This window comes from Paenibacillus ottowii (assembly GCF_006874425.1).
Lineage (GTDB): Bacteria > Bacillota > Bacilli > Paenibacillales > Paenibacillaceae > Paenibacillus > Paenibacillus ottowii.
The window spans coordinates 516886-537018 of record NZ_VIJZ01000001.1; the positions used below are offsets into that span (position 1 = coordinate 516886).

Consider the following 20133-nt stretch of genomic DNA (forward strand, 5'->3'; position numbering starts at 1 on the left):
TTATTCTGATGTGTACTTTGTTCGTATATTCCTTTTATGGAGTCATCTAAAAAAAGCTGCCATAAAAGCTATGTTGTTTGATTTCAATAATCACGTTAAAATGATTAAATTAAAATAAGACAAGCATAACAGGATAAGGGGATGAATCAAAATCATGCTGAAAATTGGTTCTCATGTGTCCTTCTCGGACAAGGGTCTGCTCAGCGCTACAAAAGAAGCGTCTTCTTACGGGTCCAGCTCGTTTATGATATACACGGGAGCACCCCAAAACACGCGCCGGAAGCCGATGGAGTCCATGTATTTAGAGGAAGGCAAGCAGCTGATGGCGGAAAAGGGAATGGAAGATATCGTGGTGCATGCCCCGTATATCATCAATCTCGGCTCTTACAAGGAAAATACCTATGAGCTTGCGGTCAGCTTTCTTCAGGAGGAAATCCGGCGTACACATGCAATTGGTGTGAGAAATATCGTGCTGCATCCGGGAGCTTTTACAGATAAAGATGCAGAGTACGGAATTGGGCGTATTGCCGATGGTTTGAACGAGGTACTGAACGGTGTGAAGGAGACCGATGTCAATATTGCACTTGAAACGATGGCAGGCAAAGGCACCGAAATGGGACGCAGCTTTGAGGAAATTGCCTCTATTATAGATAAAGTAGAGCGTAACGAACGTCTTACGGTTTGTATGGACACTTGTCACATTCATGATGCGGGCTATGATATTGTCAATGATCTGGACGGTGTACTGGAGCAATTTGACCGTGTTGTCGGCTTGGATCGCATCGCAGTTGTTCACATTAATGACAGCAAAAACCCAGTTGGCGCTCATAAAGACCGCCATACTCCGATTGGATCGGGCTGGATTGGCTACCAGACCATTCATAATGTGGTTCACCATGAAGCACTTCAAGGACGTCCGTTTATTTTAGAGACACCGTGGATAGGAAAAGAAGCTAAAACTCAGCGACCCATGTATGAGGTTGAGATCGCCTTGCTTCGTGGTAATGTAAAAGAACGCTTTGGAGATGAGTTTTTGGGTCAGGTAGAGCAGCTGCATTCGTTTTTCAAAAAACAGGATGTGGATGTCCGAAAATTTGTGCTGGATACCTGGGCTCTGCTGAAAAATGATGCTAAAGCAAGAAAAGCAGATCCACGTGAGCCGCTGGAACGTCTGTATGACATGGTAACGGAAGCAGCGCTTTTTCCAGAGATGAGCGAAGAACACATTAATCAACGATTAATTGCCTGGTTTGCTGGTAGTCATTTGCCAGTGACGGTATAAGATAAGGGGGATGAATAGCCACATGGAACTTCACGTAAAACATCAGCCAAATAGCACTTCATCTACACATGAAAACCGTGCGCGCATGCTTGTATCTTGTCCAGATGGACCAGGTATTGTAGCGACTGTGTCCCGCTTTTTGTATGAGCATGGAGCCAATATCGTTCAATCTGATCAATATACAATGGACCCGTCCGGCGGTATGTTTTTTATGCGGATTGAATTTGATCTGCCCAATTTGAGTGCAGCACTGCTGCAATTGGAGCAGGACTTTGTCGCTGTTGCCGAGCAATTCCGTATGGAGTGGACGATTTCAGCGGTCAGCCGCAAGAAAAAGCTGGCTATTTTTGTGTCCAAAGAAGATCACTGTCTGGTAGAGCTACTGTGGCAATGGCAAGCAGGGGATCTGGACGCGGATATTTCATTGGTGGTTAGTAATCATCCGGATATGAAGGAGTATGTGGAGTCCTTTGGCATTCCTTATCACCACATACCGGTGACAGCTGATACCAAGCCAGAGGCAGAGCGCCGTCAGCTAGAGGTCATTGGCGAAGAGATTGACGTGATCATTCTGGCCCGGTATATGCAGATTATTTCGCCCAAGTTTATTGAGCATTACCGCAACCGAATTATCAATATTCATCATTCCTTTCTACCTGCTTTTGTGGGTGGCAAGCCGTATGCCCAAGCTTATAATCGCGGTGTAAAAATTATTGGTGCTACTGCGCATTATGTAACCGAGGAATTGGACGGCGGTCCGATCATTGAGCAGGACGTACAGCGGGTAAGCCACGGAGATGATGTAAATGAGCTAAAACGGATCGGTCGCACGATTGAACGGGTTGTTTTGGCAAGAGCCGTGAAGTGGCATACAGAGGATCGTATACTGGTTCATGAGAACAAAACGGTCGTTTTTAATTGAACTTCATATTTCAAAATGATGAAAACTTGTGAATACACATTTCGGATAAAACAAAGCCTAACTCATAATGGGCTTTGTTTTTTTTTTGTGGTGTTTGCGTCACAGGCCCCTATATAAATTTTTTTGCGATTTTTCTTATTTTTTAAATGAGGTTGATACATAACGGGTATATTGATATGAGGGCTCAGTACAATTCGACAATCATCTTTACAAACGATCTGGCAAACTTCCACGGCAAATGGTACAATACTTATGAGTGTATAAGTCATATTGAAACATTCAAGCAGATTCACTCACTTCAATAGTCTCTGTCTCTATATGGGACGGTGATATTGAAGAGTATGACCGAATGCAATTGACATACTTCATACAATATGAGGAGGCAAACCATGACTGACCAGAACCAAGCGATTCAAAAGGATGAAAACTCCATGATCGACAATTTGTCCATCACAACCATTCGTACGTTGGCAATTGATGCCATCGAGAAAGCGAATTCAGGACACCCTGGTATGCCGATGGGCTCCGCGCCAATGGGCTACCAACTTTTTGCTAAAACAATGAACCATAACCCAGATCACCCTACATGGGTGAACCGTGACCGTTTTGTACTGTCTGCAGGACACGGTTCTATGTTGCTATACAGCCTGCTGCACCTGAGCGGCTATGACCTGCCTATGGAAGAGCTGAAGCAATTCCGCCAATGGGGCAGCCGTACACCGGGTCACCCTGAGTTTGGACACACTGCTGGTGTAGATGCTACCACTGGACCTCTGGGACAAGGTTTGGCAATGTCCGTAGGTATGGCTATGGCAGAAGCACAACTGGGTGCAACATATAATAAAGACGGATTTAAAGTTGTGGATCACTTCACATATGCTATCTGTGGCGATGGCGATCTAATGGAAGGGATTTCGCATGAAGCCGCTTCGCTGGCTGGTCGCCTTCAACTGGGTAAGCTGATCGTATTGTTTGATTCCAATGATATTACACTGGATGGCAAACTTAATCTGTCCTCTTCCGAGAGTGTTGCCAAACGTTTTGAAGCATACAACTGGCAAGTGCTGCGTGTAGAAGATGGTAATGATCTTCCAGCTATCCAAAAAGCAATTGAAGAAGCGCAAGCTGATGCAACCCGTCCTACGTTGATTGAAGTGAAAACAGTTATCGGCTACGGAAGCCCGAACAAACAAGGTAAAGGCGGACACGGCGGTACTCATGGTTCCCCGCTGGGAGCAGAAGAAGCCAAGCTGACTAAAGAATTCTACAAATGGGTATACGAAGAGGACTTCCATGTACCACAAGAGGTTCGCGAGCACTTTGCTAAAGTAAAAGAGCGCGGTATCGCAGCTAATAAAGCATGGGATGAACAATTCGCGAAATACAAAGCAGCTCACCCTGATTTGGCAGCTCAGTTCGAAACAGCTGTAAAGGGCGATCTTCCTGAAGGTTGGGATCGTGATCTTCCGAAATACTCTACAGAAGACAAAGCGGTTTCAACTCGCGTAGCTTCTGGTAATGCATTGAACGGATTGGCTCCAAATGTTCCTTTCCTGACAGGTGGATCTGCTGACTTGGAAAGCTCCACGATGACACATTTGAACAACCTGACGAACTTTACGCCAGAAGATTACGCTGGCCGTAATATTTACTTCGGTATCCGCGAGTTCGGTATGGCTGCTGCGATGAACGGTATGGCGCTGCACCAAGGTGTAAAAGTATTTGGCGGTACATTCTTCGTATTTACAGATTATCTGCGTCCGGCTGTTCGTCTGGCGGCTCTGATGGGATTGCCTGTAACCTACGTTCTGACTCACGACAGTATTGCTGTCGGTGAAGATGGCCCAACTCATGAGCCGATCGAACAATTGGCTTCTCTGCGCATTATCCCGAACTTGACGGTCATTCGTCCGGCTGACGGTAATGAAACTTCTGCTGCTTGGGCTTACACGCTGGAAAACAAGAAAAACCCGGTTGCACTGGTATTGACTCGTCAAAACTTGCCAATCCTGGCTGCTACTGCTGAACATGCACGCGAAGGAATCAAACGCGGTGCTTATGTGGTTGCAGATGCAACAGACGGCAAACCGGTTGCTCAAATTCTGGCTACAGGCTCCGAAGTACAACTGGCTGTTAAAGCACAGGAAGCATTGGCAGAGCAAGGTATTCAGGTTCGCGTTATCAGCTTCCCAAGCTGGGATCTGTTCGAAAAACAAGACAAAGCTTACAAAGATTCCGTTCTGCTGCCTGAAGTTAAAGCTCGTTTGGCTGTAGAAATGGCGTATCCACTGGGATGGGAAAAATATGTTGGCGACCAAGGCGACATTCTCGGTATCAGCACATTTGGCGCATCCGCTCCTGGTGACCGCGTAATTAAGGAATACGGTTTTACAGTAGAGAACGTGGTTAGCCGTGTAAAAGCTTTGTTGAAATAAACCACTGGAGCAGCAATTAGGAAGAGTTTGTCCATAAAGCAATGATCGTGTATTGCTGGCAAACGACCTACCTGATCGTGGCAATCCATGTATTACAAACAGTCGTAACCTGAGTAAGGCTTACGGCTGTTTGTTTCATACATTTGTATTTTGCGGAAAAATGTCTTTTGGATGATCGTCTATAGAGTACACCGATACAGTGTGTATTTTCATACTGAAACTGGAATCCAAATTATGTTATGATGCACCATATTCATTCACCATTGAGAGCAGATGAGGGGATAACGAATGACACAGTTCGATGGAGTAAGCGTAATTAAAAAAGCAAATGTTTATTACGATGGTCAGGTTACAAGTCGTACAGTTATCCTGGGTGACGGTAGTAAGGTAACACTGGGGATTATGCTGCCGGGAACGTACGAATTCGGTACGGATTCCCGTGAGATCATGGAGATTTTGGCAGGGGATCTGAGAGTGTTGCTTCCAGGTTCCGAGGAATGGCTGGAAATACAAGGCACGTCAACCTTTCATGTACCTGCGAAGTCTTCCTTCAAGCTGGAAGTGCGAAGTGTAACGGATTATTGCTGTTCTTATCCTGAATAATTAGCTGAAAAGGGTAAGAGCACTCAGGCTACAAGCCAAGTGTTCTTACCCTAAAGCTGTGTCATCATTAACGCACAGCATTATGCTTACAAAGAAACGGCTTACTCAAGAGGCTGACCACCAATGGTGCGGCCAATCCATGCTTCGTATGTTTTTACGACGGCAGATAGATCCTCATCGCCGTAGCCTTGTGTTTGTCCGGCTTGAAACAAGCTTTTGGCTATGGACAACATGGGCGTAGGGATGGACAGGCTGTCTGTTAGTGAGGAAGCGAGCTTCAAATCCTTGAGCATCAGAGCAAGTGAGAACTGGTTGCTAAAATCATGCTCAATGATTTTGCGCCCTTTGAGGTCAGCGGCTTTGCTGCCTGCCGATCCGAGCTGTACCAATTCTAGGAAGCTGTCTGCTGGAATGCCGGATTTAGCCGCGATAGCAAAGCCTTCAGCCAGAGCGAGGTTATTTATACCGACCATCGTATTGTGAGCAAGCTTGGCTACGGCTCCGCTGCCATTTGGCCCCATATGGAGCACTTTTTTGCCCAAGGTATCAAAAACATCTGACTGTGCCGCAATCACTTCTGCATGACCGCCGACCATGAACACGAGTGTTCCATCAACAGCGGCAGGCTTGCTGCCTGTTACGGGTGCATCAATGAAGGAACAGCCCAGCTTGTCCGCTTCAGCAGCCAGTTGTTTGACCAGCTCAGGTGAAATCGTGCTGTTGTCCATCACGGTCATACCAGCCGTAAGACCAGCAAACACACCGTCCTGACCGTAATAGACGTCACGTATTGATTGATCATCGCTGACCATGGTAATGACCAGGTGCTGCCCTTCGGCCGCTTCACGAGGGGTTGAAGCTGTACGTGCGCCTTGCTCTACCAAGGGTTCGCAGCGCGAAGCAGTACGATTATAAACTGTGACTCCGAATCCCTGTTTTAGCAGATTGGATGCCATCGGGGCGCCCATCGTGCCCAGTCCGATAAATCCGATGTTTTTCATTGCTAATCACCTTTCTTGTTGGAAGTTGCCGTCCGATGCAGATGCGAGTTCGGCTTGAATTGAATATTGAAACAATTGTTCTATGTTTCATTGTAGCATGGGCATGCTAGCCTATCTACAGCAGGGTCTGACAAGGCACAGGACATATAGGTAACGCAAGCTTGTCAGGCTCAGCAAATTAAAGTATCCTATTCCTAAGTCCTTATGTTCGTATTCTGGTCTTAGTAATACCAAACAGGAGGTTCCAAACATGTCTAAAAAAGTTATTTTTGATTACACGAAAGCCCTCTCCTTTGTAGGTCAGCATGAAATTGATTATTTTGCAGAGCCTATCAAGTTGGCTCATGAGCAATTGCACAACCAAACAGGCGTAGGCTCCGATTTCTTGGGTTGGATTGACCTGCCTACCAATTATGATAAAGAAGAATTTGCGCGCATCCAAAAGGCTGCTGCTAAAATTCAAAGCGATTCCGAAGTATTGATTGTAATCGGTATCGGCGGTTCTTACCTTGGAGCACGTGCTGCGATCGAAATGCTGTCGCATTCCTTCTATAATGCGCTGCCTAAAGATCAACGCAAGGGTCCAGCCATCTATTTTGCAGGCAACAACATCAGCTCTACATATATGAATCATTTGTTGGAACTGATTGAAGGAAAAGACTTCTCTGTCAATGTCATCTCCAAATCAGGTACAACAACAGAGCCTGCTATCGCTTTCCGCGTATTCCGTGCAGCTCTGGAGAAAAAATATGGTAAAGAAGAAGCGCGCAAACGTATTTACGCGACAACGGACAAAGAACGTGGCGCTTTGAAAAAGCTCGCTAACGAGGAAGGTTATGAATCTTTCGTTATTCCTGATGATGTCGGTGGTCGTTACTCCGTACTGACAGCTGTAGGCTTGTTGCCGATTGCTACAGCAGGCATTAACATCGAGGAAATGATGCAGGGCGCGGCAGACGCTTCCAAAGAATACAGCAATCCGAATGTTGCTGAGAACGAGGCTTATCAATATGCAGCCGTTCGTAACGCTTTGTATCGCAAAGGTAAAGCAATTGAGATTCTCGTAAACTATGAGCCGTCTTTGCATTTCGTATCCGAATGGTGGAAACAGTTGTACGGAGAAAGCGAAGGTAAGGATTATAAAGGCATTTATCCAGCTTCTGTTGATTTCTCGACAGACCTTCACTCTATGGGACAATTCATTCAGGAAGGCAGTCGTAACATTTTCGAAACGGTAATTCAAGTAGAAAATGTACCTAGTCACATCACCATCGAAGCAGATGAAGATGATCTGGATGGACTGAATTTCCTGGCAGGCAAAACGGTGGATTTTGTAAATAAAAAAGCATTCCAAGGTACATTACTGGCTCACACAGACGGACAAGTACCAAACCTGATTGTAAATATTCCTGACTTGAGCCCTTACTCCTTTGGCTACCTTGCTTATTTCTTCGAAAAGGCTTGCGGCATCAGCGGCTACCTGTTGGGCGTAAATCCGTTCGATCAACCGGGTGTAGAAGCTTACAAAAAGAACATGTTTGCTCTGCTTGGCAAACCGGGCTTCGAAAAAGAAAAAGCGGAGCTTGAAGCAAGATTGTCTGAATAAGGGAGCTATAATCTCTGATTCGAAACAGGTTTCGGTCAGAAGCGTTATGGTGTATAGCAACATTTAAGTACAGGAAAGCAGTTCGCCAGCTGCCAGAAGCGGGGAACTGCTTTCTTGTAAAATGAAGTAAGGAAGGTTATACGTGTATGTTGGAACAATACCGAACCGTACGCGGTGCCGGCAACAAGGAAATTGTAATCCGAAAATCCCGTTTTATCGGCCATATTCAGCCTGTTGAAACTGAGGAAGAAGCAGTTGCTTTCATAGAACGCATCAAGAAAGAGCATTGGAACGCTACCCATAATTGTTCGGCTTATATGATTGGGGAAAGAGACGAAATCCAAAAGCAATCGGATGACGGAGAACCAAGCGGGACGGCAGGAAAGCCTATTTTGGAGGTCATCCGCAATCAGAAGCTGAAAAATGTCGCTATTGTGGTTACCCGTTACTTTGGCGGAATTATGCTGGGAGCAGGCGGACTGATTCGCGCATACTCAGATGGTGCTGTTGCAGCTATTGAGGCAGGGGATGCGATTACGCGTGTGCTGCATCGTGAGGTTTTTGTGGAATTGGATTATACCTGGTTGGGCAAAGTGGAAAATGAATTACGCAATCGCAGCATCCGTACCGGAGAAACGATGTTTACGGATAAAGTTACTTTAACCTGTCTGCCGCTGGCTGGTGATGCGGAATCCTTCTGCAACTGGATAACCGACTTGACACAAGGACAATCGCTTGTGTCGGAGGGAGAGCAGCTTTACTTTATTGAAGGGGAATAAATAATATGGCTAGAAGAGCAGTAGAACAGGAGTTGTCAAGAGGGCGGATTCTGGAAGCGGCCAGGCACTTGTTTATCACCAAGGGCTACCGTGCGATTTCAATGCGCAGCATTGGCCAGCATCTGGGTTACAGTCATGGTTCATTATATTATCATTTTAAAGAGAAGGCTGAACTGTTCTACGCCATTGTGATTGAAGATTTCAATACCTTGCGTGGGATTCTACTGCAAGCAACAACAGGCACGCCTGATGATGGCTTGAGCAGATTGGAGTACTTGATGCTGGAATATATCCGTTTTGGCTTGGAAAATCCATATCAGTACGAAATTATGTTCATGATGCATGATGAAGAACTATTTGCATACTGTCGTACAGAACAAAACCGTTGTGTAGAATTATTCGCATCTATGATTCGCCAGGAATTGAGTGATCAGGGACATTCGGAGGAAGAATGCTCCAGGGTACCGAAAAGTCTGTTTTTATCCATGCATGGCTTTGTGTCATTTTATATTCAGGACGGATTAACATTTGAAGAGATCAGGCCTGCTGCTTTAGCACATGTAAAGCTGCTGTGCAGACACCTATGAGCGTACCTGCATTCACACGCTTCAGCCATAAACATGTAGGGCGCTTTTTTGGGTGCTTTCACTTCATGACGGTGACTAATCATTACGGTACTTTGCGAAAGCGACTAAGAATTTAACAGACGATGATGTATCCAGCGGGAGAATATCATCGTCTGTTTTTTTTGTACGTCCCCGTCAGCCCTTCATAATTTTGACATAGTACTGACGTCTGCGTGGGCCGTCGAATTCACAAAAATAAAGTCCCTGCCATCGCCCAAGCAACAGCTTACCCTCATGAATGATAACCGTTTGTGAGGGGCCTGTCGTAATGGATTTTAGGTGGGACGCCGTATTTCCCTCCATATGACGATATTGGGGATGCTCCCATGGATAAACCTCATCCAGCCTCAAAATAACATCATGTTTGACATCAGGGTCGGCATTTTCATTAATAGCGATGCCGGCTGTCGTGTGTGGACAATAAATTAATGCTGTTCCTTGCTGCACCCCGCTTTTTTCGATGAGGGCTGCAACTTCGCGTGTAATATCACGCATTTCATCTCGCCGTGTCGTAGATAATTCAAAAGTATGCAACATGAATCCATCTCCTTTCTATGTATTACTTTACCCTTTTCATACTCAAGATAATATATAGAGTTGACGAAAATTGCTTTCCTTTGATAAAGTATCACATAAGAAAAACAAAGTAAGTTTATTGGAATAATTAAATGCTCTCAAAATAGGTGCGTGCTTTGCGGTTAGCAAGGTTGCTGCTGTTCCTAAACGGGTCCAGAGGCGGAAAGGAAGTGTACGGATATGCATGTGGAAGTAAGAGGGTTAAACAAGCATTTCGGTAATTTTCATGCGGTAAAGGACGTATCTTTTGATATTCAGACGGGCCATCTTATTGGTTTGCTTGGTCCAAGTGGCGGGGGGAAGACCTCCATTCTTCGCATTTTGGCGGGGCTGGAGCAGCCGGATGCAGGAGAGATCCATTTTCACGGAAAAAGGGTAAACGAGCTGGCACCACAAGAGCGTGGAATCGGATTTGTATTTCAAAACTATGCTTTGTTTAAGCATATGAGCGTGTACGACAATATTGCCTTTGGCTTGAAAGTGAAAAAAAGCTCCAAAACTCACATCAAGGAAAAAGTCGCTGAACTGGTTGAACTAACGGGGCTCAAAGGCTTTGAGCATCGTTATCCGCATCAGCTGTCGGGTGGACAGCGACAGCGGGTTGCTTTTGCGCGTGCTTTGGCACCAGAGCCTCAACTGCTGCTGCTGGATGAGCCGTTTGCAGCTATTGATGCCAAGATTCGCCAGGAGCTGCGCACCTGGTTGCGAGAGCTGATTGAGCGAGTGGGTATTACGTCTATTTTCGTCACCCATGATCAGGATGAGGCGATTGAAGTAGCGGATGAAATTATGGTGATTAATCAAGGACGGCTGGAGCAGAAGGGAACGCCTTGGGATATTTATAAAAAACCGGGAACCCCGTTTGTGGCTTCCTTTATTGGGGAATCCACGGTGATTGAACAGGCGGGTAGTCTCAGGGGCTTTGAGGAGGCGGCCGGAGTGGGAACACGTGCCTTGATTCGTCCAGAGTACATTGATGTCGGACCGAGTGAGGAATTTGCGCTCCTGTCGGCAACCGAGGAAGGCATAGTGAAGCATTTGCATTTTCGCGGGAGTGAATGGATGGTTGAAGTACAGGTCGGTGACCAGCGTCTCATAACATACCGTTCGCTGGAGAAATCTACGCTGGAGCCTGGTCAGCAGGTGCGAGTGTTGGTGCATCGGGCCTATCTATATAATGAGGAGTCCAGCTGGATGGTGGAGAACCGTCTGAAGGAAGACCCGATGCCTATCATCATTTAAAAATAAAACGATCACGACTGAGGGGGTGTCTAGCCTGATTTTCCGGCTTTAGACATGCTCTTTTTGTCGTTGATTGCTGGACTGATTTACGCAGACTTGGTATGTTCGTTATAATAGTAGTAAAAACACCCAGATAGATAGGAGTTAAATCATGAATCGGCTTATTTTTCTTGGCACGGGGGATGCAATGGGGGTTCCACGTGTATATTGTGATTGTCCTGTGTGCATGGAGGCTCGCACGACAGGAGCGAATGTAAGGTTGAGGTCGTCTGTGCTGATTGAAAGCGAGACAGAGGATTTTATGATTGATTGTGGCCCCGATTGGCGCAGACAGCTGGAATTGCGCGGCCTGCGTTTTATCCCTACGATCCTTGTGACGCATGCACACTTTGACCATATTGGAGGATTGCCAGAATGGGCGGATGCCTGTCGCTGGACCGGGAACCGAGGGCGCTTGTTCGCTCCACAGGAAGTGATCGATACGATCTTACGTCAATTTTCCTGGCTCTCTGGAAACTTGGACCTTATTCCAGTAGATCAGGGAGTCCAACTTGGCGGATGGAACATCCGGGGCTGGCGTGTGAATCACGGGAAGAACGGATATGCTTACGCTTATCGTCTGGAAAAAGACGGCTTCTCATGGGCCTACTGTTCGGATTCAATCGGACTGAATGAGGCGGAGATTTTGCCTCTACATAACCTGAATTTACTCGTGCTGGGAACAAGTTTTTACCATGAAGAGGCCGAGTATGCCACCCGCTCGGTATATGACATGCTGGAAGCTCAGGAGCTTGTAGGAAGACTGAAGCCCGGAAGCACGGTATTTACACATATGTCCCATGATGTGGATATCACACACAACTACGGGCTGCTGGAAGGGATTAGTTTGGCACACACCGGCATGAGTTTGCCGTTAGAATAACGATTCACATCGTTCGGCTGATGCGTAGAAGTGTGGAGATCCCTTCTCTGATTTGCAGCTCATTAGCGTAGGAATAGGACAACCGTATATGCGTTTTACCCTCTGCGCCGATGGGATCAAATACATTGCCCGGCACAAAGGAAACAGACTTTTGTATACTTTTGGCCAGCAGCTCATTGGGTTTGATCGTAGAGGGTAGCTGGAGCCACAGGTTGAGTCCTCCCGTCGGACTAGTCCATGTCCAGCCTGAATCACGGAGACTGGTCTCCATCATTTCCTTGCGAATCTGGAGCGCGATGCATAGCTTTTTTAGATGCTGCTGCATACGTGGGGATTGAAAGTATTGTAAAAACAGCTTTTGATTCAGCAGCGGTGATCCATTGTCCACTAGCGCTTTGACGCTTAGCAGGCTGTTCATGAGCTGACGCCGACAGGTAACGGCTGCGATTCGCAGACCAGGTGCAACATATTTGCTGTAGCTCCGAATATAGACGACGCTTCCTGAGATATCATAGGCGAAAATGGGGGAAGGCGGCTTTTGCCCAAAGCTGATATCATAGGTGCTGTCATCCTCGACAATAAGACAGCCGTAGCGCTCGGCCAGTTCGGGCAGTCGTTTGCGCTGCTCATCAGGGATCGTAAAGCCAGTCGGATTGTGAAATGTCGGATTCATATAAAAGAGACGAGGTTTTTCCGTTTTCAGGCACCATTCAATGTGATCCATATCATAACCTTCCGGTCGTATATCCGTTACAGTCAGGCGGGCGCCTTGTCTGCGGAATATTTCCATGGCGGGGCCATAGGCTGGACGTTCGATTAATACACGATCTCCTGTACGGATCAGAGAACGGGAAACCAGGTCAATGGCTTGCTGTGCGCCGGAGGTAATCAGTACTTCGTCGGTTGATACTGCGAAATGCTTATCTGTGCTAAAATGCTGCGCCATGGCATCACGAAGCTCAGCGTCTCCTTGTACAGCAGAATAAGTAGCCGCGATTTTCGGATGCTTTTCAAACACCTGCATCATTAGTTCTCTCCAATATCGGTTGGGTAGGAGAGAGGGATCAATCAGGGCCTTGGAAAATTGGAAATCCGCGTTTACGGCATGAACCTGGGTGAGTCCATCCATCCCCCTCCAGACAGAAACAGACGGATCGTCTGCCATGTAAGTGGATTCTGAATGGAAGATCCGTCTTGTGGATGAACGCTCCGAATAGGTAGTAAATGGCCCCAATTCTGCTGCATGGGAAGCATGAGCGTAATATCCCGATTTATCCTTTACATAGATACGTCCTTGTTGCTTTAACTCCTGATATGCCCGGAATACAGTTAACCGGTGTACACCCAGTTCCTGAGCCAGGCTTCGCACAGACGGCAATTTAGCGTCTGCTGGCCAGTCCCCGCGCTCCATCCGCACATTTATGTAATGGACGACCTGCTCATACAGCTTTAAGCCCGGATATGTCGAGATCTGTTCCGTTGAAAACAATAATTCGCTGTTATCTTTGCCCATGCGGTCCACGCTCCTTTGTGTGTATTGTACTATACAGCACTTCAAAAACGTGTACAACTGTTCTGTGGTTGCCCATCTGTTCTGTCTGTCTCCTTGTATGCTTGTGAGTAATAGAAAGGAGAGGGAAGTGTCATGGTTGGTATCGCCTTTACAGTTATGTGTCTTATTTTTGGCACCACATTTTTGGCTATCAAAGTGGGGGTGGAAGCTGGACTTCCACCATTCCTATCGGCAGGCACACGTTTTATGGTAGCTGGGGCAATTTTGTTTATAGCGATGAGACTTTTGGGAAAGGTTCGGTGGTCGTTATTATGGCGTAAGGAAATACTGCTGATTGGAACGGGAACGACCTTCGGCACATTCTCAACACTGTATTGGGCAGAGCAATATGTCAGCTCGGGAATTGGTGCTATTTTATCAGCCACCGGACCGATGATGATTGTGCTGATGCAGTCTGCAATACTGCGGCAAAAAACGACGAGAATTACGCTCATGGGCTGCATGATCAGCTTTCTTGGGGTCGTACTGGTGGTATTGCCCGGCTTGGCCGTTCAAATCAGCGGTCTGTGGTTGGCAGGTTGCATGGCCATTTTGCTGGGTGAACTGTGTTATTCGGGTGGAGCTCTGTATTCCAAACGAGTCATGGATGCGTTTCGTGATACGAACCCGATTGCCTTGAATGCGGCACAAATGTTCCATGGTGGTTGGATGCTGCTAGTGCTGTCGGCTTTCACAGAGCCTTGGAATTCTGGGGAGTGGAATCTGCTGCCTGCTATGGGATCTCTATTTTATTTGATTTTGTTTGGTTCTATGATTGCGCAGACACTCTTTTACTGGCTTATGGCGCGTACGAATCCCTTGTTTCCGACTACATGGCTCTATATTTCACCACCGATTGCTGTAGGCCTGGGTGCTTTTTTATATGGAGAGCACGTAAGCTGGTGGATGCTGGCAGGGGTGCTGCTCATCGTGATCGGATTGATGTGTATGAACAATGGAATCATTCGTCTGGTGAACAGACGTAAAGTACGTTCTGTAGCCTGATATTTTGAAAGTTGTTAGATTATTATGAGACATGACAGAATGAGATATGACAGAAGAAGCCTCCAAACTGCCGTATGTAACTAAACAAGCGGCGTTTGGAGGCTTTGTTGATGTAATTTGTTCATTTAGGTATATCCGTTAACAGTCACTTTTTTGCTTATTCAACATTGAGTATAAATTTATCGATGGCATGCTTGACACCGTCTTCGTTATTGCTGCGAGTAATGTAATCAGCCAGCTTTTTCAAATCAGGAATCGCATTCTCCATCGCGATGCCAAGACCAGCACATTCCAGCATTTCATGGTCATTCCAAGAGTCGCCAATGGCAATGGTCTCCGACAGATCACAGCCAAAATGGTTTGCAAGGAAGGTAAGCGCGTGGCCCTTGGTGCCTTCATGATGCATGATTTCCAGAAAATGAGGCTTTGATTTTGTGATATGCACCTCGCTGCCAAGCAGCTCACGCAGTTCGGGAATTAATTCATCCAGCACTTCCGGCTCGTCAATAATCAGCAATTTAGGAGCAGGTTGCTCTATAACTTTACTGAACACAGGCTCGACAAAATATTCCGTGTTATTCAGCTCGGTGTAATCTTTAATTTTCTGATTATCTTCACGTGTGTACAATTTGTCATCTATATACGTTTGCAGATGCAGATTGCGTTCCACACAGAATTCATAGAGACGACGTGCAGCTACGAGTGGAACATAACGCTCATACAGTACTTTTTCGTCCAGCAAGTTTTTAACCAGAGCTCCCTGGTACGTAATGATCGGTACGTTTAACCCCGTCTGGCGTGCAATTTTGTGCGCGGAAGCATAAGCACGTCCAGTCGCGAGAGTAACCACCACACCTTTAGCTACAGCAGCTTCCAAAGCCTGTTGTGTCGCTGGAGTAACTTCTTTCTGGTCATTAATGAGAGTATCATCAATATCAATGGCAATTAATTTATACATATCGGTATTCTCTCCTTTATCTCTATCATGGGGCAATATTAAAATTGTATCTTATAATATTCAAAATGACAATATTGCATTAAAAAAGGGACGGCGCCCATAAGAGCCCATCCCCTTATAACCACTGAAGTATTGGTTTGAAACCATGGAAAAAAGTAACGGTTAGTCTTCCAAAAATACAAGTCCAACAAAGTCGTCTAGCTCAATATTACCGAAGTAATGCTTCAAATCGAGAGAGGATAGAGCTTGACGGACCTCGCCTTCCTCATAGCGCTTGCCGCGCAGGATATTTTCAATATCAGCGACATCACCTACGCCGAAGAAATCCCCGTAGATTTTAATATCACGGATGTAGCCTTCCTTCAGATCCATACGGATATCTATAATACCGACCGGGAATTTACGTGTGTGCTTGATATTACTCTCCGGAGATAGACCGTAGTTCCAATCCCACGACTGATAGCGTTCTTTGGAAATTTTATGGATTTTAGCCCAATCCTCATCGGTGAGCTTATATTGAGGCACCTGATCCAATTCTGAGCCAAAGATGGAGCGCAGCAGTTCCTCGCGAAATTGTTCTATGGTCATTTCACGGTCCATCAGCTCGCTGATATTAGCCACGCGACTGCGGACGGATTTTGTGCTTTTGGATTTGAATTTTTCGGGATTGGCGTGCAGCGATGCAGCCACATTGTCCAGATTCAGGTTGAACATCAATGTACCGTGGCTGAACATGCGTCCACGTGTGGCAAATTGGGCGTTTCCTGAAATTTTACGTTCTCCGACCTGCAGATCGTTGCGTCCTGTCATTTCGGCTTCTACTCCCATTTGGTGCAAGGCGTCAATCACAGGTTGCGTAAATTTGAGGAAATTATGAAAGGACTCCCCGTTATCCTTGGTAATGAAGCTGAAATTTAAATTACCGAGATCATGATATACAGCCCCACCGCCGGACAGGCGACGAACGACTTGAATATTGTTGTCTCTCACAAATTCAGCGTTGATTTCTTCAACGGTGTTTTGATGCTTGCCTATAATAATAGAAGGCTGATTAATGTAAAACAGCAGATAGCTGTCGTCCAGCGGTAAATGCTTGAGCGCATATTCCTCAATAGCAAGATTAATGGCTGGGTCGTGTATGCCCTGGTTGTCGATGAACAGCATGTCCATTCCTCCGTATATAAACTGTGTAATTTATGTGTGCCTCCTTCTATTGTAACCCAAGTGAGCTATGTACAAAAGCTCATTTGCATTGACGGAACGCAAAAAGCAGCCTCATAATGGAGCTAAATGATTGGAAACGGGCGGAAAGGATGAGAGGCAATGATAGAGGTTTACGGTCATGGCGGGGACAGGGAAACAGCTGCCGCGACATTTGGCGGAGCTGCGGCTGATTTTGTGGATTTTAGTGCGAATATTAATCCGCTCGGTCCGCCACCGGAGGTGCTTGAAGCGCTGCAAAGCTCATTTGACACGGTGATTCGCTATCCAGACCCTGGACACCGCCATTTTAAAAATATGCTCGCACGGCGGCTGCATGTTCCACCCGAGTCGCTGAGTATCGGTAACGGCGCGGCTGAAAGCATGGCGCTCCTGCTATTAGGATTGGCTCCCAAGCGTGTGGGTACTGTGGAGCCGTGTTTTTCCGAATATGCTGAGCTGGCTGGTAAATTCGGAGCCGAGGTTCACCGGGTATACGGGAAGGCCTCGCTTCAATGGAAGGCGGATGTGGAAGACATCTTTCAGCTCATGGAGCAGGTAGATGTATTGTTCCTAGGGCAGCCGAATAATCCGAACGGGGTGCAATATGGCGAGCAGGAGCTATACGAACTGGCAGAGTCGGCTGGCAGATCGGGTACCGTGCTGGTGGTAGATGAAGCATTTATTGATTTTATCCCACTGGAACGGCAAATCTCGCTACTGCCTGTGCTGGAGCGCTATCCTCATGTGATTTTGATCCGATCGATGACCAAATTTTATGCCATTCCTGGCTTACGATTGGGCTATGCGATTGCTCATCCGGACTATATCCGGCGAATGACGGCCAAACAGGTGACCTGGAGTGTTAATGGATTGGCGTTGCTGGCTGGCGAGGCCTGTCTGAGAAGCGGACAAGCTTATGAACGCCGCACACAGGAACTGATCGCTACGGAGCGCAGTCGCTTATTGGCTGCCTTGGCGGAATGGGGCTGCGGTGTCGTTCCTGGCGAAGCCAATTACGTGCTGGCAAGAGCACCGGGAACGTGGAGTGCATCGGCTATTCAGCGGGCGCTTGGACAACGTGGAATTCTTATACGTAGTTGTGCCATGTATCCAGGACTGTCGGCGAGTCATTTTCGAGTTGCGGTCAAGGACGCCGAAGCCAATGATAGGCTGCTGACTGCACTGGGTGAAGTGCTGGAGGAGGATCAGCGGCGTGATCGTTAGCTTGGTAATCATGGCAGCCTATCTACTGGACAGGCTAATCGGTGATCCGAGATGGTTGCCGCATCCAGTCATCGGGATGGGACATGCCATTTCAGCATTGGAAAAAGCGATTCGTCGTAAGGTCCGTAGTGACCGGGGACTGAAACGCGCGGGCATACTGCTCCCACTCATAGTGGCAGGAGGCTCCTTTGTGCTTGCTTGGGGACTGTTGCGTGTGCTTGCATGGATTCACCCGTGGCTGTCTGTCGTCGTAGAAATTGTTCTGATCGCTACAACAATTGCTTCCAAAGGGCTAAAGGATGCAGGGATGGCCGTATACCGAGCGTTGCAGGCGAACGACCTGGCTGCGGCACGTCGGGAGCTAGGCATGATTGTCGGGAGGGATACGCAGCAGCTTGACGAGCCTGAAATTGTGCGTGGTACCGTCGAAACGGTCGCTGAAAATATCGTGGACGCCATTATTTCCCCACTTTTTTATGCTCTGATCGGGGGAGCTCCCTTGGCACTAGCATATCGAGCTGTAAATACGCTTGATTCGATGGTCGGCTACAAAAATGAAAAGTATCTGTATTTAGGCTGGGCCTCAGCACGTCTGGATGATGTAGCTAATTACATTCCGGCTCGCCTGACAGCAGCTATGCTTGTAATAGCGGCCTGGTTGCATCGGCTGGATGCTGTACGAAGCTGGCGCACAGTCAAGCGGGATGCCCGTCTGCACCCAAGCCCCAACAGCGGCTTCCCCGAATCAGCGGTGGCAGGTGCACTGGGGATTCGTCTTGGTGGCTATAACGTCTACCACGGCGTACGCTCCTTTCGTGCCTACATGGGCGAAGGGCTACGACCGCTGGAGTCGCAGGATATCCGGCATACGATCCGGCTGATGTTCGCTGTATCCACTATGTTTGTTGGATTGTGCTTGCTAGGAGCCGCAGGGTATTTTGCCTTGGGATGGGTGCAATGAGGAGTGACATCATGTTGAGACAAGATATAGAAGGGAAAATAACGCAAGAATGTGTACTAAGTCCGAGCTTACAACAGGTTAATGAGCCGCATGATGCTAAAGAAGATCCACAGTGGGACATGGAGCTCATGCTAGTTCGTCATGGCACAACCTTATGGAATAAGGAACGTCGATATCTGGGACACACCGACTTGGGTTTGCTATCAGGAACTGAGCAGGAGTTACAGCCTTTACAGGAAAAATTGCAGGGGCATTCCTTTGCTCGAATCTATTGCAGCGATTTGATGCGATGTCGCCAGACCTTGCAGATCATTTTGCCGGAATCAACATTATCTGTTATGCCTCCTATGATGGAACCCCGTCTGCGAGAGCTTCACTTTGGCGAGTGGGATGGACAAACGTATGACATGCTCAAGGATGTGGCGCTATATCGTGCTTGGATTGATGAGCCGCAACGAATCACCCCACCTGGAGGAGAGTCATGGAACCATTTTGTGAATCGTCTGCGTGAATTCCTTGGCTCTCTGTTTGCGAGGCGCACTGCTTTGAAGGTTCAGCCCACAGAGTCGAATGCTGAGCCGCCCTCTGTTTTGATTGTCACGCATGGTGGTGTAATTCGCCAATTAGCCTGCATGCTGATACCTGGACATGATTTTTGGAGCCTGAATCCAAAACCGGGAGAAGCGTCTAGGATTCAGTTAAGATGGGCAGGACCGCACAAATGTATAGCAAGATTGCTTTCTTAATTAGAGAAGAGACGGTGAATAAAGCGGCAGTTTGGGTTGTAAGCCGACTCTTTTTAACCTATAATCATCAAGTAAAAGAACGGCTTGACTACCACTACATCAAATATCCAGCAGACGAGGTCGGCGCCGTGTGAGGAAACTATGGTTTCCTTCATTGCGTTGTTAAAAGGGAAGTCGGTGTGAATCCGACACGGTCCCGCCACTGTAAATGGAAACATGTTCGCTAGCCCTGCTTTATGTGCCGCCAAGCATATAAAAGCATATCAGGACATGCATCTTCCATAAGTCAGGATACCTGCCCATCTGCCTGTCACCATAATCCTTCGAGGAAAGGATGACGTGTTCGCAGTGACTGTCCATGCGGAAAGAAGCTGCCCGCCTGCATACAATCTGTGCTTACGTGACCCCTGCGTCCTGATATGAGGATGCGGGGGTTTTTGATAGGAAAAGAAGGCTGGAATGAGGGAAATATCGGATGAAGTTCAAGTAA

The 20133-nt window shown here is 47.1% G+C and carries 18 protein-coding genes and 1 riboswitch; of the genes, 13 read left to right on the forward strand and 5 right to left on the reverse strand.

Annotated elements, in window-relative coordinates; translation table 11 throughout:
* Positions 1-154 precede the first annotated feature (154 nt).
* From FKV70_RS02425 to ppnP, 4 genes are all read left to right on the forward strand, one after another.
* The gene (locus FKV70_RS02425) at positions 155-1282 is read left to right on the forward strand and encodes a deoxyribonuclease IV (protein WP_063208123.1); all 1128 of its coding nucleotides are present in this window, start codon (positions 155-157) and stop codon (positions 1280-1282) included.
* A 22-nt stretch (positions 1283-1304) separates the two neighbouring features.
* A complete protein-coding gene (purU, locus tag FKV70_RS02430) occupies positions 1305-2204 on the forward strand; it encodes a formyltetrahydrofolate deformylase (protein ID WP_063208126.1) in 900 nt (299 codons plus the stop codon).
* A 389-nt stretch (positions 2205-2593) separates the two neighbouring features.
* A complete protein-coding gene (tkt, locus tag FKV70_RS02435) occupies positions 2594-4639 on the forward strand; it encodes a transketolase (protein WP_142611729.1) in 2046 nt (681 codons plus the stop codon).
* Positions 4640-4927: 288 nt separating this feature from the next.
* Positions 4928-5242, forward strand: a complete 315-nt coding sequence (ppnP, locus tag FKV70_RS02440) for a pyrimidine/purine nucleoside phosphorylase (RefSeq protein WP_063208132.1) — start codon at positions 4928-4930, stop codon at positions 5240-5242.
* 101 nt (positions 5243-5343) lie between these two features.
* Here the strand turns inward: ppnP and FKV70_RS02445 are convergent, their stop codons facing one another.
* Positions 5344-6243, reverse strand: coding sequence for an NAD(P)-dependent oxidoreductase (locus FKV70_RS02445; protein ID WP_064795376.1), 900 nt, complete (start codon positions 6241-6243; stop codon positions 5344-5346).
* 250 nt (positions 6244-6493) lie between these two features.
* Between FKV70_RS02445 and FKV70_RS02450 the strand changes: the two genes are divergently transcribed.
* The 3 genes from FKV70_RS02450 to FKV70_RS02460 all read left to right on the forward strand — a co-directional run bounded on the left by FKV70_RS02450 (position 6494) and on the right by FKV70_RS02460 (position 9215).
* Complete coding sequence (locus tag FKV70_RS02450) at positions 6494-7849, forward strand: glucose-6-phosphate isomerase (RefSeq protein WP_063208138.1); 1356 nt, start codon at positions 6494-6496, stop codon at positions 7847-7849.
* Between the two features lie 146 nt (positions 7850-7995).
* Positions 7996-8628 (forward strand): YigZ family protein, encoded by a 633-nt coding sequence (locus tag FKV70_RS02455; protein ID WP_063208141.1) that lies wholly within the window; start codon positions 7996-7998, stop codon positions 8626-8628.
* Between the two features lie 5 nt (positions 8629-8633).
* Positions 8634-9215 carry a TetR/AcrR family transcriptional regulator gene (locus tag FKV70_RS02460; protein ID WP_063208144.1) on the forward strand — a complete coding sequence of 194 codons (582 nt, stop codon included), beginning with the start codon at positions 8634-8636 and terminating at the stop codon, positions 9213-9215.
* 174 nt (positions 9216-9389) lie between these two features.
* On the opposite strand, the gene FKV70_RS02465 is transcribed toward FKV70_RS02460, so the two are convergent.
* Entirely contained in the window at positions 9390-9791 is a 402-nt protein-coding gene (locus tag FKV70_RS02465; protein ID WP_063208147.1) for a secondary thiamine-phosphate synthase enzyme YjbQ, read from the reverse strand.
* A 219-nt stretch (positions 9792-10010) separates the two neighbouring features.
* On the opposite strand from FKV70_RS02465, the gene FKV70_RS02470 reads away from it, so the two are divergent.
* Positions 10011-11072 carry a sulfate/molybdate ABC transporter ATP-binding protein gene (locus FKV70_RS02470; protein WP_142611730.1) on the forward strand — a complete coding sequence of 354 codons (1062 nt, stop codon included), beginning with the start codon at positions 10011-10013 and terminating at the stop codon, positions 11070-11072.
* Positions 11073-11223: 151 nt separating this feature from the next.
* Positions 11224-11994, forward strand: a complete 771-nt coding sequence (locus tag FKV70_RS02475) for an MBL fold metallo-hydrolase (RefSeq protein ID WP_063208154.1) — start codon at positions 11224-11226, stop codon at positions 11992-11994.
* Between the two features lie 4 nt (positions 11995-11998).
* Here the strand turns inward: FKV70_RS02475 and FKV70_RS02480 are convergent, their stop codons facing one another.
* The gene (locus tag FKV70_RS02480) at positions 11999-13507 is read right to left on the reverse strand and encodes an aminotransferase-like domain-containing protein (protein WP_142611731.1); all 1509 of its coding nucleotides are present in this window, start codon (positions 13505-13507) and stop codon (positions 11999-12001) included.
* Between the two features lie 132 nt (positions 13508-13639).
* Between FKV70_RS02480 and FKV70_RS02485 the strand changes: the two genes are divergently transcribed.
* Positions 13640-14551, forward strand: a complete 912-nt coding sequence (locus FKV70_RS02485) for a DMT family transporter (RefSeq protein ID WP_142611732.1) — start codon at positions 13640-13642, stop codon at positions 14549-14551.
* 157 nt (positions 14552-14708) lie between these two features.
* Here the strand turns inward: FKV70_RS02485 and FKV70_RS02490 are convergent, their stop codons facing one another.
* A complete protein-coding gene (locus FKV70_RS02490) occupies positions 14709-15509 on the reverse strand; it encodes a Cof-type HAD-IIB family hydrolase (protein WP_064795373.1) in 801 nt (266 codons plus the stop codon).
* Positions 15510-15671: 162 nt separating this feature from the next.
* On the reverse strand, positions 15672-16673 hold the full coding sequence (gene lplA, locus FKV70_RS02495; protein WP_064795577.1) for a lipoate--protein ligase: 1002 nt from the start codon (positions 16671-16673) through the stop codon (positions 15672-15674).
* Between the two features lie 159 nt (positions 16674-16832).
* On the opposite strand from lplA, the gene cobD reads away from it, so the two are divergent.
* Genes cobD through FKV70_RS02510 form a run of 3 tightly spaced genes read left to right on the forward strand, consistent with a single transcriptional unit; the run spans position 16833 to position 19643 of the window.
* The gene (gene cobD / locus FKV70_RS02500) at positions 16833-17936 is read left to right on the forward strand and encodes a threonine-phosphate decarboxylase CobD (RefSeq protein ID WP_142611733.1); all 1104 of its coding nucleotides are present in this window, start codon (positions 16833-16835) and stop codon (positions 17934-17936) included.
* The gene (cbiB, locus tag FKV70_RS02505; RefSeq protein ID WP_142611734.1) at positions 17926-18897 is read left to right on the forward strand and encodes an adenosylcobinamide-phosphate synthase CbiB; all 972 of its coding nucleotides are present in this window, start codon (positions 17926-17928) and stop codon (positions 18895-18897) included. The genes cobD and cbiB overlap by 11 nt, the downstream gene beginning before the upstream one ends.
* A gap of 14 nt (positions 18898-18911) precedes the next feature.
* A complete protein-coding gene (locus FKV70_RS02510) occupies positions 18912-19643 on the forward strand; it encodes a histidine phosphatase family protein (RefSeq protein ID WP_142611886.1) in 732 nt (243 codons plus the stop codon).
* A gap of 125 nt (positions 19644-19768) precedes the next feature.
* Positions 19769-19960: riboswitch (cobalamin riboswitch) on the forward strand.
* Positions 19961-20133 lie beyond the last annotated feature (173 nt).

What these genes read in the sequence shown, in the direction of transcription:
- FKV70_RS02425 (WP_063208123.1), top strand. Translation starts at nt 155, where the DNA reads ATGCTGAAAATTGGTTCTCATGTGTCCTTCTCGGACAAGGGTCTGCTC.
- purU (WP_063208126.1), top strand. Translation starts at nt 1,305, where the DNA reads ATGGAACTTCACGTAAAACATCAGCCAAATAGCACTTCATCTACACAT.
- tkt (WP_142611729.1), top strand. Translation starts at nt 2,594, where the DNA reads ATGACTGACCAGAACCAAGCGATTCAAAAGGATGAAAACTCCATGATC.
- ppnP (WP_063208132.1), top strand. Translation starts at nt 4,928, where the DNA reads ATGACACAGTTCGATGGAGTAAGCGTAATTAAAAAAGCAAATGTTTAT.
- FKV70_RS02445 (WP_064795376.1), bottom strand. Translation starts at nt 6,243, where the DNA reads ATGAAAAACATCGGATTTATCGGACTGGGCACGATGGGCGCCCCGATG.
- FKV70_RS02450 (WP_063208138.1), top strand. Translation starts at nt 6,494, where the DNA reads ATGTCTAAAAAAGTTATTTTTGATTACACGAAAGCCCTCTCCTTTGTA.
- FKV70_RS02455 (WP_063208141.1), top strand. Translation starts at nt 7,996, where the DNA reads ATGTTGGAACAATACCGAACCGTACGCGGTGCCGGCAACAAGGAAATT.
- FKV70_RS02460 (WP_063208144.1), top strand. Translation starts at nt 8,634, where the DNA reads ATGGCTAGAAGAGCAGTAGAACAGGAGTTGTCAAGAGGGCGGATTCTG.
- FKV70_RS02465 (WP_063208147.1), bottom strand. Translation starts at nt 9,791, where the DNA reads ATGTTGCATACTTTTGAATTATCTACGACACGGCGAGATGAAATGCGT.
- FKV70_RS02470 (WP_142611730.1), top strand. Translation starts at nt 10,011, where the DNA reads ATGCATGTGGAAGTAAGAGGGTTAAACAAGCATTTCGGTAATTTTCAT.
- FKV70_RS02475 (WP_063208154.1), top strand. Translation starts at nt 11,224, where the DNA reads ATGAATCGGCTTATTTTTCTTGGCACGGGGGATGCAATGGGGGTTCCA.
- FKV70_RS02480 (WP_142611731.1), bottom strand. Translation starts at nt 13,507, where the DNA reads ATGGGCAAAGATAACAGCGAATTATTGTTTTCAACGGAACAGATCTCG.
- FKV70_RS02485 (WP_142611732.1), top strand. Translation starts at nt 13,640, where the DNA reads ATGGTTGGTATCGCCTTTACAGTTATGTGTCTTATTTTTGGCACCACA.
- FKV70_RS02490 (WP_064795373.1), bottom strand. Translation starts at nt 15,509, where the DNA reads ATGTATAAATTAATTGCCATTGATATTGATGATACTCTCATTAATGAC.
- lplA (WP_064795577.1), bottom strand. Translation starts at nt 16,673, where the DNA reads ATGCTGTTCATCGACAACCAGGGCATACACGACCCAGCCATTAATCTT.
- cobD (WP_142611733.1), top strand. Translation starts at nt 16,833, where the DNA reads ATGATAGAGGTTTACGGTCATGGCGGGGACAGGGAAACAGCTGCCGCG.